This is a genomic window from Halorubrum sp. SP3, from assembly GCF_005435195.1.
Classification (GTDB): domain Archaea; phylum Halobacteriota; class Halobacteria; order Halobacteriales; family Haloferacaceae; genus Halorubrum; species Halorubrum sodomense.
This window is the reverse complement of sequence record NZ_SGTU01000016.1, coordinates 24,371-38,130: the sequence shown is the minus strand read 5'-3', so window position 1 is coordinate 38,130 and position 13,760 is coordinate 24,371. Positions and strand designations below refer to the sequence as shown.

The window sequence follows — 13,760 nt, the reverse complement described above, 5'->3', positions numbered from 1 at the left end:
GTTCGCGCTGGCGGACGCGGGCGCGGCGGTCCGCGTCGCGAACCGAACCGCGGAGCGCGCGGTCGAGCTGGCCGAGGCGGTGCCGGGCGCGACCGGCGGCGGCCTCGACGACCTCGGCGAGCGCGTCGCCGCCGCCGACCTGCTCGTCAACGCGACGAGCGTGGGGATGGAGGCGCCCGACGAGACCCCCGTCCCCGCCGAACACCTCCACGGCGACCTCGCGGTCCTCGACGCGGTGTACGCGCCGATCGAGACGCGGCTGCTGCGCGAGGCCGCCGCCGCGGGCGCGACGACGGTCGACGGCGCGTGGATGCTGCTGTTCCAGGGCGTCGAGGCGTTCGAGATCTGGACCGGCGAGGACGCGCCGGTCGAGGCGATGAACGCGGCGCTGCGGGCGGAGTTGGAGTGAGTCGGCGGCGCGACTGTTTATAAATGGACGACGCGGTGGCGCGCCGGTGAGCGGCCGCCACCGGCGGCCGCGAACCGACCGCGAGGGAGTCGGTCGGCCGGAGCAACGCGGAGGCCGGCCGACGAGGCTGGGGAGGCGTGAGGTGCGGTGCTGTGCGGGGCGGGACGCAAAGGGGCAGTCACCGGCGGCTCCGCCGCCGGTTGCCCGTGGCGCTACGCGCCACGCTGCCGTGAGGCGGGCGCAGGCGTTCACGAGAGCGGAGCTCTCGTGAGCCAATCAGAACGCTCCGCGTTCCGATGACGACGTAAGCACCGCAGGGAGCGAACGGAGTGAGCGACCGAGGAGCGTGGTTCGAGAGAGCGAAGCTCTCTCGTCATCACGAGACGCCTTCGGCGTCTCGAACGACAGCGAGCGTGCGCCCGCCTCACAGCTGGGGCTTTGGAGGTGTTTGCCGCCGATATTCAGTCAGTTATTCATAGGCGAGCGACGGGGGCTTTGGAGCCGTTCGTCATCGATCTGCTGTTAGCTGTTTATAAATGAGCGGCGTTTTAAAAAGCGATCACCCGAGCCGAGCGTTGTTAAACCAGTCCCGGACTCGCGAGCAGCCCCGCGGTGACGATGAGCCCGATGGAGACGGCGGACGCGCCGTAGAGGAACGGCTTGGCGTCGCGGGCGGGCTCGCGGAGCTTCCCGACGTCGAGCCCGTCGGCCAGCTTCGATCCCCCGACCTCGACGAGCCCGGTGCCGACGAACCACAGCCCCAGCATCGTCAACACGAGGTGACCGCGGGGCGTGCCCGTCAGCGACTCGAACGTGTACAGCGTCCCGGCCATATGCCCGCCCGAGAGGACGAACGCGACCGCGCTGATCCGTGTGATCCAGCGCAGGCGGCCGACGACCGAGCCCAGCGCGTCGCCGCCGATATCGCCGCGGAGCGCGGGCGGGAGGACCGCGAGGGTGACGAACAGCACGCTGCCGACCCAGAGGACGGCGAAGCCGACGTGGACCGACCACATGACCGGGTTGACGACGTTCATACGACCGGAACGCCCCGGCCCCACTTATAAACAGGCGAGACGGAGCGGCGAGCGGTTGCGCCGGAGAGGGTTTTTAAATATCTCGCACGTGTAGCCGCCGGCGATGGCCCTACTCCAGAAGCTCAAAGAGAAACTCGGGTTCGGGAGCGGTTCGAGCGGGCGAGAGTCCGGCGAGACCGAAGTGACCGTCGAGCGCGAGTCGGAACCCGCCGCCGAGGCGGCCGCGGAGAGCGACGACGGCCCCGTCGACGACGGGACCGGCGAGCCGGTCGCGGACGAATCGGTCGAGGACGAGATCGACGACGACGACGGACCCGACGGCGGCGCCGAAGCCAGCGAGGAGCCCGTCGCCACGGAGACGGAGGCCGCCGCCTCGACCGAGTCGCTCGTCGACGAGGGGGCCGACGCGACCGACGACCACGAGGCGGCCGAGTCGGCGGAGGCCGCGGCCGGGCGGGAGGACGACGTCGCGGTCGACGGCGACGACCGCGGCCCGAGCGTCACGGAGATCAAAGGCATCGGCCCGGCGTACGCGGAGCGGCTCGCGACGATCGGGATCGAGACGGTAGACGAGCTCGCCGGCGCGGACGCCGGCGAGATCGCCGAGGGGACGAGCGTCGGCGAGAAGCGCGCCGCGACGTGGATCGACCGCGCGAGCGAGTTCTGAAGGCGGGCCGCGTTCGGGCGACCGCAACTGTTTCACCGCCCCCGCCGAACAGGGTCCCATGAGTCGAACGGAACACACCGATCGGGACCGGTTCCGCGCGGTCGCCGCCGCGGCGCCGGACGGCGCGCGGGTCCCGGTCGAACTCCGGGTCGCCGTCGAAGACCCTTTCGCGGCCTACCGCCGGGCGCGGGACGGCCCGGGCGGCGTCTTCTACGAAACGACCGGCGGCCAGTCCGGGTGGGGGTACTTCGGCGTCGACCCGGTCGAGCGGCTGACCGTCTCCGGCGAGGCGGTCGTCGCCGGCGCGCGGGGCGAGACGGGCGAGCCGGCGCGGGGCGAGGCGGGCGAGCCGACGGGCGACTACCGGCGCCCGTCGCCCTCGCTGTCGGCGCTGGAGGGGGTCCTCGACGGCGAGACGCTGGCGCGCGGCGACTGCGACGTGCCGTACCCGTGCGGCGCGTTCGGCTGGCTCTCCTACGACGCCGCCCGCGAGCTGGAGGACTTCCCGCCCGCGGCCCCCGAGGGTTCCGGGGCGACCGACGACCGTGGACTCCCGCGGCTTCAGGCCGCCCTGTTCGACCGGATCGCGGCCTGGGAATGCCCCGTCCGCGCGGACGGCGCCGGTGGGACGATTCCGCTTCGAGTAACCGCCTGTCCCCGCGTTCCGGGCGGGCTCGACGACCCGGACGCCGACCGCGACGCGCTCGACGCGCTGTTCGACGAGGGGACGGATCGGGCGGGGGCGCTGATAGACCGGATCGAGGCCGGCGATCCGGCCGCTGAGCCGGCGCCGGACCCGGGCGCCGAGCGCGCGACCTTCGAGAGCGACGTGGGTCGAGGGGGGTACGCCGACGCGGTGCGGCGGGTCAAAAGGCACGTTCGCGAGGGCGACACGTTCCAGGCGAACGTCTCCCAACGGCTGACGGCGCCGGCCGCGGTCCACCCGGTCGGGGCGTACGACGCGCTCCGGGCGGTGAACCCCGCTCCGTACTCGGGGCTGATCGAGTTCGGCGGGACCGAGGGGAACGGTGGGGACCGTCCGAGCGGCGTCGACCTCGTGAGCGCGAGCCCGGAGCTCCTCTTGGAACGCGAGCCGACCGACGACCCCGAGCGCGGCGCGCGTCTCGTGACGGAGCCCATCGCGGGGACGCGGCCGCGGGGCGCCTCCGCGGCGGACGACGCGGCGCTGGAGACCGAACTGACCGGCGACGAGAAGGAGCGCGCCGAACACGCGATGTTAGTCGACTTAGAGCGCAACGACCTCGGGAAGGTGTCGCGGTTCGGCACCGTCGACGTGAGCGAGTACCGCCGCGTCGACCGCTACAGCGAGGTGATGCACCTCGTGAGCCTGATCGAGGGCGAGGCGCGGCCCGACGTCGGGTTCGCGGACGCGGTCGCGGCCTGCTTCCCCGGGGGGACCGTCACGGGCGCGCCCAAGCCGCGGACGATGGAGATAATCGACGAGCTGGAGCCGACGCGCCGCGGGCCGTACACCGGGTCGATGTTCGCCACCGGGTTCGACGGGCGCGCGACGCTGAACATCGTCATCCGGACGCTCGTCCGTCACGCCGCCGAGTACCACCTCCGGGTCGGGGCCGGGATCGTCCACGACTCCGACCCGGACGCCGAGTACGAGGAGACGCTCGCGAAGGCGCGAGCCCTGGTGAGCGCGGTCGACGAGGCGCTCGCCGCCGGCGGGATGGCGGTCGAGGCCGAGGGCGAATCCGCTGAGGAGGCGGTGGAGCGATGACCGGGTCGGGGGCCGAGACGACGAAACGCGGCTGGCGCCCGGGCGCGGGCAAGTCCGACGCGCGGGTCCTCGTCGTCGACAACTACGACTCGTTCGCGTACAACCTCGTCCAGTACGTCGGCGAGGTCGCCGGCGCGGTGACGGTCCGGCGGAACGACGCGGTCGACCTCGCGGGGATCCGCGCGCTCGACCCGGACGGCGTCGTCGTCTCGCCCGGGCCGGGCACCCCGGCCGACGCCGGGATATCGACCGCGGTCTTCGAACTCGATCGGCCCGTGTTCGGCGTCTGTCTCGGCCACCAGGCGCTGTGCGCGAGCCGCGGGAGCCGCGTCGGCCACGCGCCCGAGGTCGTCCACGGGAAGCCCTCGACGATCGCCCACGACGGCGAGGGCGTCTTCGCCGGCCTCCCCGACCGGCTCCGGGTCGGGCGCTACCACTCGCTGTGCGTCGAGCGCGAGGACCTCCCGGACGAGCTGGTCGAGACCGCGCGCACGGACGAGGAGCGCGAGGTCGTGATGGGCGTGCGCCATCGCGAGAAGCCGCACGTCGGCGTCCAGTTCCACCCGGAGAGCATCCTCACGCCGCGCGGGAAGCGCATGGTGCGGAACTTCGTGGAGGCGTGCGAGGACCGTGAGTGATCCCACCGAGCGGTCCGAGGCGAGCGGCGACGCGGACCGCCTGTACCACGTCGACGGCGACCTCGTCCCGGCCGCCGAGGCGACCGTCTCGGTGGAGGACCGCGGGTTCGCCTACGGCGACGCCGCCTTCGAGACGATGCGCGCGTACGGCAGGGACCTCTTCCGGTGGGACGCGCACGCCGACCGGCTCGCGGACACCTGCGAGACGCTCGCGCTCGACCACGGGATCGACGACGCGGAGCTGAAGCGGCGTGTCGACGAGACGCTGGCCGCGAACGACCTCGCGGACGCGTACGTCAAGCTCTCGATCTCGCGGGGGGTCCAGCCCGGCACGCTCGACCCGAACCCCGAGGTCGACCCGACCGTGGTCGTGATCGCGAAGCCGCTCGCGCGCGGCGGCGTCGGGAGCGACCCGGTCCACGATGGCCCGGCCGCGCTCCAGACGACGAAGACGCGCAAGGTCGCGGACCGAGCGATACCGGCCGCGGCGAAGACCCACAACTACCTCAACGGAATCCTCGCCCGGCTCGAGCTCCGGGTCACCGGCGCCGACGAGGCGCTGCTGCTCGACCCGGACGGCCACGTCGCCGAGGGGGCGACCTCGAACCTCTTCTTCGTCGACGGCACCGCCCTCAAGACCCCCTCGCTCGACGGGCCGATCCTCCCCGGCGTCACCAGGGCGACCGTGATCGATCTCGCGGAGTCGGAGGGGATCCCCGTCGAGGAGGGGACGTACGCGCCGGACGCGGTCCGCGAGGCCGACGAGGTCTTCCTCACGAACTCGACGTGGGAGGTCCGACCGGTGGCGACCGTCGACGGCATCGCGGTCGACGGCGACGGCGAGGGAGTCGCCGGGCCGCTCACGACCCTCCTCTCGCGGCTGTTCGACCGGCGGATCGAGGAGGCGGGCTACGACGGCGAGCGGCTGTAACCGAATTTCGGCCCGCAGAAGCGTTCCGCGCCGCATTTCGACCACGCCGTTATGCCGCCGGGGACCGTAGATGACGGATGGCAGACGACGAGAACGGACGAGAGAGACAGGCCGCGGACGACGACCGACGACGGCGCGAGCGCGACGTCGAGGCCGAGTTAGAACGCGGCGACGAGGCCGAGCCGCCGATCGACGACGCGGCGGCCGAGGCGCTCGAAGGGGCGCTCGAGCCGCTGACTTTCCCGGCGACGGGCCGCGAGATCGTCGCCGCGGTCGGGAAGCGGGAACTCGAGACGGACTCCCGCGTGTACACCGTCGCTGACCTGGTCCCCGACGCGGACCTGGAGGCGTTCGACACGCCGGCCACGGTCCGCGAGCGGGTGCGGCGACCGGCGGTCGCGGCCGCGATGAAGCGGGTGGTGGAGGCGGCGGCCGCGCTCGAGAACGCCGACTTCGGTCGGTCGCAACACGAGGCGTTCGAACGGACCTTCAGAGCGCTGAGCGACGTCAACGAACTCGACGACGAGGAGGGCGTCCGCGCGGTCGCCGACTGGGTCGTCGACCGGATCGCGGAGGGGGAGTCGGTCCCCGGGTCGCGGGACGTGCGCCGACGGGCGGCGAAGCACTGTCGGGAGCACGGCTACGAGGTCCGCGACGACGAGTGGCTCGGGGCCTGAGCCGGGCGCCCGACTCGGCGTCGCGCCGACGCGGAGACGGCCCGACTCCGGAACAGACGGCGCCCGACCCCGGAACGGACGGCGCCCGACCCCGGAACGCACAACGTTCAAGCCGGTCGCCGGCCTCGGACGGGCATGGACGAGCACCGCCGGATCGCCGGCGTCGAGGAGGTTCCGGAAGAGAGCACGCTGCTCGCGACGCTGCGCCCGGTCGATCCCGACGCGGTCGACGAGGGCGAGGGCGACATCGGGGCGAGCGAGGACGGTGCCCCGGAGGTCGAGGCGATACTCACGCGGGCCGCCGGCGAGGTCCGCGCGTTCCGCAACTACTGTCAGCACTGGACGGACATCCGCCTCGACAAGGACGACGGCGCGTTCGTGCGCGACGGGGAGGTGTTCTGTCAGAAGCACGGCGCGACGTTCGAGGCCGACGGCGGCTACTGCAACTTCGGCCCCTGTGAGGGCGCCGTCCTCGAATCGGTCGCCGTCGCGGTGACGGGCGACGCGGTGTACCTCGACGACGACGCCTACGAGTTCGTCCGGCTCGGCCCCGCCGCCGACAAGGACGACGGCGGCGGCTCGCGGATCGACTTCACCGGGAACTGAGCCGCGCGGGCATCTCCGGACGCGGCTGACTGCCGCGAACGCGACCGAACCGCGACCGCGACCGAACCGCGACCGGTCAGAATCGCGTCCGCCCGCCGCCGCCGCTCGCGTCGTCGCGGCCGAGCGCCTTCTTCAGGAAGTTCATCCAGCGTTTCCGGTCGGCGGCCTCCTGTCGCTTCGCCTCGGTCTCCGGGTCGGGCGCGTCGAGCCCCTCCAGCGCCTCCAGCGCGCGGTCGATGCCGATGATCGACGACGCCAGCTCCTCGCCCTCCTCGCGGCTCACCTCGTTCTCCTCGATGGGTTCGAGCCGGTCGAGCCGCTCGCGGCGGAGGTTCCGCTTCGCGCGCTCGACGCGGTCGCGCTCGCCGGGCGGGACCGAGTCGCGCCGCTTGATCTCGAAGACGAACGACCGGAGATCTATCTCCTCGCCCTGGATCTCGATCGACTCCGGGATGTCGACGCCGACCGTCGAGGACTCTCGGTTGACCCGCTCTAAGAGCTGTTTCCGCTCGTACTCCTTCACGCCGGGTCGGTAGGCGGCGGGCGCACTTCGCTCCTTCGCCCGGGCGGCGCCAGCCGAACGAAGCGGGCGTCACTCGAAGAGACGACGTTAACCGCGTCGCGCCGCAACCGGGTCGCATGGAATCGCTCGAAGCCGAACTCGACGCCGCCCGCGACCTCGACGTCGCGGACCTCGCGGACGCCATCGAGTCCATCGGCTTCGAGTGCACGCGCTGCGGCGGCTGCTGTACCGGGTACGCCCCCGACGAGCCGGGCGGGGCGCCGGCGGGAGCGGGAGCGGACGACGGGGAGGAGAGCGCCGGGACCGACGCGGAGTGCCACGGCGGCGCGGACGGCGACGCCGACCGCGAACCCCACACCGCGACGGTCTTTCCGGACGAGGTCCGGCGCGTCGCCGACGCCGCCGAGGCGGAGTTCGACGAGGCGTACGACTGGCGCGACGTGGCCCGGCCGATGCCGTTCGGCCTCGACGCGGACGGAGACGGAGAGCCGACGGGGGAGACGTTCGAGTGGGCGCTCGCGACCGACGACTGCGGCGACTGCGCCTTCTACGAGGAGTCGGACGGGGAGGGCGCCTGCACCGTCCACGACGCGCGCCCGCTCATCTGCCGGACGTACCCGTTCAGCGTCGCCTTGGAGGGGACGAGCCAGCCGATGGGCGAGGCGGTCGACGAGGCGGGCGTCGTCCGCGCCCACGAGTGCGAGGGGCTCGGCCGCGACATCTCCCGCGAGGACGCCGAGGAGCTGGCCGCCGCGCTGAAGGAGCGCGCGGTGCGGGAACTGGCGGAGGCGATCGGCGTCCGAGACGGCTACGATCCCGACGCGCGCGAGCGGGCCGACGGCGACGTCGTCGTCTTCGACTCCGAGGGGCCGAAGGGGGCCGACGGGACCCCTATCCGCGAAGGGTAGCGGTCGCTTCCGGGCTTTTGGGGGAGTCAGACGGCGTCGAGCGCGGCGTCCACGTCGGCGCGAATTTCCTCGCGCGCGGCCTCGTCCGGGAGCGCGAGCGGCGGGCGCACGGCCGGGTCGGGGATGAACCCGCGGTGGGCGGCCGCGACCTTCGTCGCGGGCGCGAAGCCGTGGTCGGCACAGCGAGCGAACAGCGGCGCGACCGCGCGGCGGTGGAGCGACAGCGCCCGGTCGTCGCCGCCGTCGCGGATCGCCTCGGTGAGCGCGACGAAGACCTCCGGGACCGCCTGCGAGAGAGCGTGGATCCCGCCGTCGACGCCGAGGCTCGCGCTCGGGTAGAGCTGTGCGTCGACGCCCTGGAAGACGGCGAACGAGTCGGGCGTCCCGCTGATCTTCGCCTCGAGACCGGTGAGGTCGCCGGTCGTGTCTTTCACCCCGACGACCGACTCGCGGGTCGCCAGGTCGGCGAGCACGTCGACGTCGATGGACTCCCCGACAGTCGCCGGGATGTCGTACAGGAGGACCGGGAGCGGGGCGTCGTCGACGACGGCCTCGAGGAACGCCCGCTGCCCCTCCGGCCCCGTCGACGCGTGGTAGTACGGGAGCGTGACGAGCCCGGCGTCCGCCCCGGCCGCCGCGGCGTCGGACAGGTGCTCGCGCACCCGCGAGACGGCGGTGTCGGCCGCGCCGGCGATCACGGGCGCCCGCCCGTCGGCCGCGTCGACGACGGTCTCGATCACGGTCCGGCGCTCGTCGTCGGTGAGACTGGCGAACTCGCCGGTCGTCCCGCAGGGGACGACTCCGTCGATCCCGGCCTCGACGAGCGCGTCGACGTGGCTCGCGAGGGCGGCGGTGTCGACGTCGCGGTCGGCGGCGGCGAACGGGGTCACGATCGGCGGCGAGACGGCGGTGTGAGGGAGATCCAGGAGTGTCACGGTCGGCCTTCGGACGGCGACGACAAAGGCGTTGGTCCCCGCTGACCGCTCGCGGGCGACCGAATCCTAACTGTGTCGGCGGTACAACTATACAGACCCGTCACGAGAGTCCGATGGAGTCTACTATGGAAATCTCCGAGAAGCTCCTCTGTCTGTTCAGCGCGGAAGTCCGCGAGACCGCCGACGGCGAGTACGTCGTCGACGTGCCCAGCCGAGAGATCGACACCGGATCGCTGGAGCCGGGCGAGACGTACCGCGTCGCGCTCGTCGCCCGCGACGGCTCTTCGGCGGCGACGGCCGACGCCGACGCGTCCGCCTCGCGGAGCGATGACGGGCCGCAACCCCCGGTTGAACCGGGCGAGATGCGATACGTCGAGATCGAAGACCTCGGCAAGCAGGGCGACGGGATCGCTCGCGTCGAACGCGGCTACGTGATCATCGTCCCCGACACCGAGGTGGGCGAACGCGTGAAGATCGAAGTGACCGAGGTGAAGTCCAACTTCGCCGTCGGGGAAGTCGTCGAAGAGGCCGGCTGAAGCCGGAGGACTCGCCCCGCGCTCACCCTTCGTCCGGCACTCGGGCGTCCCAGTACGACACCGAGGCGACGTAGTCGCCGGGGATCGTATCGCCCGCGAGCTCGTCGAGCGCCCGAAACGGCTTCGCGACGGGGCCCGGGAGCTCGCGGTAGAAGCCGTACGGTAACACGAAGTCGTGCTCCTCGTTCGCGAGCGTGAGCCCCGCCTCACCGAGCATGGCCGCGACCTCCCGCTCGGAGTAGAGCCGCGAGCCCATCGGGAGGAGCCAGGTGTACAGCGTCCGCAGGCTGCGCCCGTTGAACGTGTCGAAGAACACCTGACCGCGGCTGACCCGGCGGAGCTCCTTCGCGAACGGCACCGGGTCGTCCATGAGGTGGAAAAAGCGCATCGCGACGACCGTGTCGAAGTGGTCGTCGGGGAACGGGAGCCGCGAGGCGTCGCCGCGGAGGAACTCGACGGCGTCGGCGTGACCGGCGGCGGTGACCTTCGCGCGGGCCTGTTCGAGCATCTCGCGGGAGACGTCGAGCGCGACGATGTCGGCGCCCCGGTCGGCGAGCATCGTCGTGAACCGGCCGGTACCGCAGGCGACCTCGAGCACGCGGTGGCCCGGGTCGATCGGGCCCAGCGCGGCGAGGACGGCCTCCTTCTCCCGGCGATCGATGAGCTGTCCGCCGCCGGAAAACCGGACGTCGTCGTACTCCTCGGCGACCTCGTCGGCTTGGTACCAGTCCTGTCCCTTCACGTTGTCCGTGATGAACGCCGGACCGACAAAACCGTACTGGAAGCGGCCCGGCGGCGGCCCTCGGTTAGGGCGGTCGGGAGGCTCCCGCGGCGAGTTCGGTCACCCGCTGGTGGCGACGTTCTCGGCCGGCACCTTGACGATCACCCGAGCGCCCTCCTCCTCGTCGTGGTGCGGGTACTCGTCGACGCCGAAGTACCGGCGGGCGAGTTCGTCGATGTGCTCGCGGGCGCCCGCCTCGGTCAGTTCGGCCTCGCCGCGGACAGAGACGTATCGATACGGGTCGTCGGGGTCGAGAACGCTGACGCCGACCTTCGGGTTCTCGCGGACGTTTCGCTCCTTCCGTCGCCCGCGAGCGGTGTTGACGAGGACGTACTCGCGGTCCTCGTGGTCGACCCACACCGGCGTGACGTGGGGGAGGCCGTCCGGCCCGACCGTCGCGAAGTGCGCGTACGACTCGGCTTCGAGGATGTCGACGTGAGACTCGGGAATCACGCGAGCGGGTACGGACGCCCGGCGGAAAACGTGCCGGATGGATCACTCGGAACGGTCGGCTGAAAAGTAATATTAACACATTATATTATCACAGGCAGATTCCCCTATATGTAGCCAACCTTTACCACTACTCGCGGAATTCGTGTGAGACATGAGTACCAGTCCCGCGGAGACCGCTGACCAAGACCGCCTGTCGGAGTCCGAGTATCGCGACCGCCTGCGCGAGCTACCCCCGAGCGCCAAGCTCGTTGCGAAGGTACTGGAGGGAGACTCCCCCCTCTCGCAGGGCGGCCTCGCCGAGGAGTCGCTGCTTCCCGACCGCACCGTCCGCTACGCGCTCAACCGCCTCGAGGAGGAGGGCCTCGTCGACTCGCGGTACAGCTTCAAGGACGCGCGCAAGCAGGTGTACTACCTGACGGTCTGAACGGTCCTCTCGCCGTCCGAACGCGCCCGGCCCGCGAGGACGTGAGTCGGCCGGGCGCACACGCGGTCCTTTTTACCTTCTCGGCCCGATAGCGGAGCGTATGGAGCTCTCGGTCGTCGTCCCGACGCTCAACGGTCGGGATCGGTTGGCCGCCTGCCTCGACGCGCTGGCGGCTAACGCCCCCGACGCCGAGGTGATCGTCGTCAACGGCCCCTCGGCCGACGGCACGACCGGCATGGTTCGCGGCCGCGACGACGTCGACGTGTTGGTCGAGATCTCCGACCGCACGGTGAACGTCGCCCGCAACGCCGGCGTCGAGGTGGCGACGGGCGACGCGGTCGCGCTGGTGGACTACGACAACCGGGTCGAGCCGGGGTGGCGCGACGCGGTCAGCGCCGGTCTCGACGCGGCGCCCGTGGTCTCGGGACCGGTAACGGCGATACCGCGGAGCGAAACCGCCGCCGACGCCGATCCCGCGGAGGGCACGGATTCGAAACGCCCGGACGAGGCGGCCGTCGACGGCCAGAACACGCCGGAACGCAGGCGGATCGCCGGGCGAGCGGTCACCTACTTCGAGGGCGGCAACGTCGCCTTCCGACGGGACGCCTTGCGGGACCTCGACGGCTTCGACGAGTACCTCCGAGTCGGCGGCGCGCGCGACGCGGCCCACCGGCTCGCGCGCGTGGACCGCGAGGTGACGTGGCGGCCGGCGATGGCCGCACGGAGGGAGCTCCCGACCCCGACCGCCGCGGACGGCGGGCGCAGCGCCCACGAGTGGGGCTGGAAGTACCGCGGCCTCGCCTACCGCCTGCTGAAGAACTACGGCGTGCGGCCGACCGTCCTCCTCCGGACGGGATCGCACGCCGTCGGAGACGCGCTCGGCGCGGCGAGGGACGTGGTCCGCGGCGAGTCGACGCCCACGCGGTGGGCCGCGACGGGCCGCGACGTACTGCTCGGGCTCACCGGCGGGACCTCCGACGGGCTCGTCGCGCGGCGGCGGGACCGGAGCCCCGCGCGGAACCCGAACGGGATCTCGACGCGCGCGGACCGCGCCGTCGCGAAGTACGACCGACGGGAAGCGGCGGACCGCGACGAGGGGAGCGGAGCGGACCGCGACGGGGAGGCCGGGGCGGCCGACGACGCCGAGTGAGCCCCGCGCCTTTTAACCGAGGGCGCGGCCAACGCTCCGACAACGAATGGGACTCACGAAGCGCATCATCCCCTGTATCGACGTCGACCTCGACGACGACGGCGACGCCGCGGTGTACACCGGCGTCAACTTCGAGAACCTGGAGTACACCGGCGACCCCGTCGAGTTGGCGAAGAAGTACAACGCGGCGGGCGCCGACGAGTTCGTCTTCCTCGACATCACCGCCAGCGCCGACGGGCGCGAGACGATGCTCGACGTGGTCAACGCGGTCGCCGACGAGTGTTTCATTCCGCTCACGGTCGGCGGCGGCATCCGTACCAAGGCCGACATCAAGGAGACGCTGCGAGCGGGCGCGGACAAGGTGTCGATCACGACCGGCGCCCTGGAGCGTCCGGAGTTGATCGACGAGGGCGCGGCCGCGTTCGGCAGCCAGTGCATCGTCATCTCGATCGACGCGCGTCGCCGGTACGACGACGCGGGCGACCACTTCTACGAGGACGACGACGGCGAGACGGTGTGGTTCGAGTGTACGAAGAAGGGCGGCCGCGAGGGCACCGGTATCGACGCCGTCTCGTGGGCGACGGAGGCCGAGGAGCGCGGCGCGGGCGAGCTGTTCGTCAACTCCATCGACAAGGACGGGACGAAGGACGGCTACGACGTCCCGCTGATGAAAGCGGTGGGCGAGGCGGTCTCGACGCCTCTCATCGCCTCCTCCGGCTGCGGGGGCCCCGAGGACATGTACGAGGTGTTCACCGAGGCGAACGCCGACGCGGGGCTCGCGGCCTCCATCTTCCACTTCGGCGACTACTCCATCGAGGAGACGAAGGCGTACCTCGACGAGCGCGGCGTCCCGGTGCGACGCTGAGCGCGGGGTGGCGGTTCGGCGTTAACTACCGGTGTAGTTTTTATTTTTACGCGACCGAAACCAACAGTTATTATCCGACCGAGCGCGAAGCGTGACGTATGTCCACGTCCACGTCATCCGCGCGTGTTCGCGACGGGTCGCCCGAGCTCGTCTGTAAACGGACCGACGGCGACGGCGGCGGTGAGGTGACGTTCTTCGAGCGGGACGTCGACCCGGACGAGCGGACCACCCGCTGGGTGACGGTCCGGGAGGAGGACTGCGTGCCCCGCGACGAGTGGCGATAAGATCGGGTTCGCTGTGGTTTTGCTGGTTGTCTATAAATCGTCGTGAGCGGAGCGGCGGAGAACATCTCCAAAGCCCCAGTCGCTCGGCGATACGTGGCTGCTGCCGCGGAGAACACCTCCAAAGCCCCAGCCGCTCGGCGATACGTGGCTGCTGCCGCGGAGAACACCTCCAAAGCCCCAGCCGCT

17 protein-coding genes and 1 pseudogene are annotated in these 13,760 nt (G+C 71.7%); 13 read left to right on the top strand and 5 right to left on the bottom strand.

What is annotated here, in order from left to right:
• A pseudogene (locus EXE42_RS20225) lies at positions 1-409 on the top strand (shikimate dehydrogenase); the annotation flags it as partial.
• Between the two features lie 578 nt (positions 410-987).
• Here EXE42_RS20225 and EXE42_RS12190 read toward each other — a convergent pair.
• Positions 988-1,446 carry a transporter gene (locus EXE42_RS12190; RefSeq protein WP_092921030.1) on the bottom strand — a complete coding sequence of 153 codons (459 nt, stop codon included), beginning with the start codon at positions 1,444-1,446 and terminating at the stop codon, positions 988-990.
• 103 nt (positions 1,447-1,549) lie between these two features.
• Between EXE42_RS12190 and EXE42_RS12185 the strand changes: the two genes are divergently transcribed.
• From EXE42_RS12185 to EXE42_RS12160, 6 genes are all read left to right on the top strand, one after another.
• Positions 1,550-2,113: a helix-hairpin-helix domain-containing protein gene (locus tag EXE42_RS12185; RefSeq protein ID WP_092921029.1), complete on the top strand. Its 564-nt coding sequence runs from the start codon at positions 1,550-1,552 to the stop codon at positions 2,111-2,113.
• Positions 2,114-2,171: 58 nt separating this feature from the next.
• Positions 2,172-3,863 (top strand): anthranilate synthase component I family protein, encoded by a 1,692-nt coding sequence (locus EXE42_RS12180; RefSeq protein WP_137706612.1) that lies wholly within the window; start codon positions 2,172-2,174, stop codon positions 3,861-3,863.
• On the top strand, positions 3,860-4,501 hold the full coding sequence (locus EXE42_RS12175; protein ID WP_137706611.1) for an aminodeoxychorismate/anthranilate synthase component II: 642 nt from the start codon (positions 3,860-3,862) through the stop codon (positions 4,499-4,501). Before EXE42_RS12180 ends, EXE42_RS12175 begins: the two co-directional genes overlap by 4 nt.
• Entirely contained in the window at positions 4,494-5,432 is a 939-nt protein-coding gene (locus EXE42_RS12170; RefSeq protein ID WP_137706610.1) for an aminotransferase class IV, read from the top strand. Before EXE42_RS12175 ends, EXE42_RS12170 begins: the two co-directional genes overlap by 8 nt.
• A gap of 77 nt (positions 5,433-5,509) precedes the next feature.
• Positions 5,510-6,109 carry a hypothetical protein gene (locus EXE42_RS12165; RefSeq protein WP_137694533.1) on the top strand — a complete coding sequence of 200 codons (600 nt, stop codon included), beginning with the start codon at positions 5,510-5,512 and terminating at the stop codon, positions 6,107-6,109.
• Positions 6,110-6,244: 135 nt separating this feature from the next.
• Complete coding sequence (locus tag EXE42_RS12160) at positions 6,245-6,715, top strand: Rieske 2Fe-2S domain-containing protein (RefSeq protein ID WP_092921024.1); 471 nt, start codon at positions 6,245-6,247, stop codon at positions 6,713-6,715.
• Between the two features lie 76 nt (positions 6,716-6,791).
• On the opposite strand, the gene EXE42_RS12155 is transcribed toward EXE42_RS12160, so the two are convergent.
• Entirely contained in the window at positions 6,792-7,238 is a 447-nt protein-coding gene (locus tag EXE42_RS12155) for a DUF5788 family protein (RefSeq protein WP_092921023.1), read from the bottom strand.
• 116 nt (positions 7,239-7,354) lie between these two features.
• On the opposite strand from EXE42_RS12155, the gene EXE42_RS12150 reads away from it, so the two are divergent.
• Entirely contained in the window at positions 7,355-8,146 is a 792-nt protein-coding gene (locus tag EXE42_RS12150) for a YkgJ family cysteine cluster protein (RefSeq protein ID WP_092921022.1), read from the top strand.
• A 26-nt stretch (positions 8,147-8,172) separates the two neighbouring features.
• Here EXE42_RS12150 and EXE42_RS12145 read toward each other — a convergent pair whose 3' ends face one another.
• Positions 8,173-9,081 carry a dihydrodipicolinate synthase family protein gene (locus EXE42_RS12145; protein ID WP_092921021.1) on the bottom strand — a complete coding sequence of 303 codons (909 nt, stop codon included), beginning with the start codon at positions 9,079-9,081 and terminating at the stop codon, positions 8,173-8,175.
• A gap of 125 nt (positions 9,082-9,206) precedes the next feature.
• Between EXE42_RS12145 and EXE42_RS12140 the strand changes: the two genes are divergently transcribed.
• Entirely contained in the window at positions 9,207-9,617 is a 411-nt protein-coding gene (locus EXE42_RS12140) for a TRAM domain-containing protein (RefSeq protein ID WP_092921020.1), read from the top strand.
• A gap of 22 nt (positions 9,618-9,639) precedes the next feature.
• Here the strand turns inward: EXE42_RS12140 and EXE42_RS12135 are convergent, their stop codons facing one another.
• Entirely contained in the window at positions 9,640-10,359 is a 720-nt protein-coding gene (locus EXE42_RS12135) for a class I SAM-dependent methyltransferase (protein WP_092921019.1), read from the bottom strand.
• 99 nt (positions 10,360-10,458) lie between these two features.
• Positions 10,459-10,851 (bottom strand): PPOX class F420-dependent oxidoreductase, encoded by a 393-nt coding sequence (locus EXE42_RS12130; protein ID WP_092921018.1) that lies wholly within the window; start codon positions 10,849-10,851, stop codon positions 10,459-10,461.
• 151 nt (positions 10,852-11,002) lie between these two features.
• Between EXE42_RS12130 and EXE42_RS12125 the strand changes: the two genes are divergently transcribed.
• From EXE42_RS12125 to EXE42_RS12110, 4 genes are all read left to right on the top strand, one after another.
• Entirely contained in the window at positions 11,003-11,275 is a 273-nt protein-coding gene (locus EXE42_RS12125; RefSeq protein ID WP_092921017.1) for a helix-turn-helix domain-containing protein, read from the top strand.
• Positions 11,276-11,375: 100 nt separating this feature from the next.
• The gene (locus tag EXE42_RS12120) at positions 11,376-12,425 is read left to right on the top strand and encodes a glycosyltransferase (RefSeq protein WP_137694531.1); all 1,050 of its coding nucleotides are present in this window, start codon (positions 11,376-11,378) and stop codon (positions 12,423-12,425) included.
• 46 nt (positions 12,426-12,471) lie between these two features.
• Positions 12,472-13,290, top strand: a complete 819-nt coding sequence (gene hisF, locus EXE42_RS12115) for an imidazole glycerol phosphate synthase subunit HisF (protein ID WP_092921015.1) — start codon at positions 12,472-12,474, stop codon at positions 13,288-13,290.
• Positions 13,291-13,388: 98 nt separating this feature from the next.
• Entirely contained in the window at positions 13,389-13,574 is a 186-nt protein-coding gene (locus tag EXE42_RS12110; RefSeq protein WP_092921014.1) for a hypothetical protein, read from the top strand.
• Positions 13,575-13,760 lie beyond the last annotated feature (186 nt).

What these genes read in the sequence shown, in the direction of transcription:
- EXE42_RS12190 (WP_092921030.1), bottom strand. Translation starts at nt 1,446, where the DNA reads ATGAACGTCGTCAACCCGGTCATGTGGTCGGTCCACGTCGGCTTCGCC.
- EXE42_RS12185 (WP_092921029.1), top strand. Translation starts at nt 1,550, where the DNA reads ATGGCCCTACTCCAGAAGCTCAAAGAGAAACTCGGGTTCGGGAGCGGT.
- EXE42_RS12180 (WP_137706612.1), top strand. Translation starts at nt 2,172, where the DNA reads ATGAGTCGAACGGAACACACCGATCGGGACCGGTTCCGCGCGGTCGCC.
- EXE42_RS12175 (WP_137706611.1), top strand. Translation starts at nt 3,860, where the DNA reads ATGACCGGGTCGGGGGCCGAGACGACGAAACGCGGCTGGCGCCCGGGC.
- EXE42_RS12165 (WP_137694533.1), top strand. Translation starts at nt 5,510, where the DNA reads ATGGCAGACGACGAGAACGGACGAGAGAGACAGGCCGCGGACGACGAC.
- EXE42_RS12160 (WP_092921024.1), top strand. Translation starts at nt 6,245, where the DNA reads ATGGACGAGCACCGCCGGATCGCCGGCGTCGAGGAGGTTCCGGAAGAG.
- EXE42_RS12150 (WP_092921022.1), top strand. Translation starts at nt 7,355, where the DNA reads ATGGAATCGCTCGAAGCCGAACTCGACGCCGCCCGCGACCTCGACGTC.
- EXE42_RS12140 (WP_092921020.1), top strand. Translation starts at nt 9,207, where the DNA reads ATGGAAATCTCCGAGAAGCTCCTCTGTCTGTTCAGCGCGGAAGTCCGC.
- EXE42_RS12125 (WP_092921017.1), top strand. Translation starts at nt 11,003, where the DNA reads ATGAGTACCAGTCCCGCGGAGACCGCTGACCAAGACCGCCTGTCGGAG.
- EXE42_RS12120 (WP_137694531.1), top strand. Translation starts at nt 11,376, where the DNA reads ATGGAGCTCTCGGTCGTCGTCCCGACGCTCAACGGTCGGGATCGGTTG.
- hisF (WP_092921015.1), top strand. Translation starts at nt 12,472, where the DNA reads ATGGGACTCACGAAGCGCATCATCCCCTGTATCGACGTCGACCTCGAC.
- EXE42_RS12110 (WP_092921014.1), top strand. Translation starts at nt 13,389, where the DNA reads ATGTCCACGTCCACGTCATCCGCGCGTGTTCGCGACGGGTCGCCCGAG.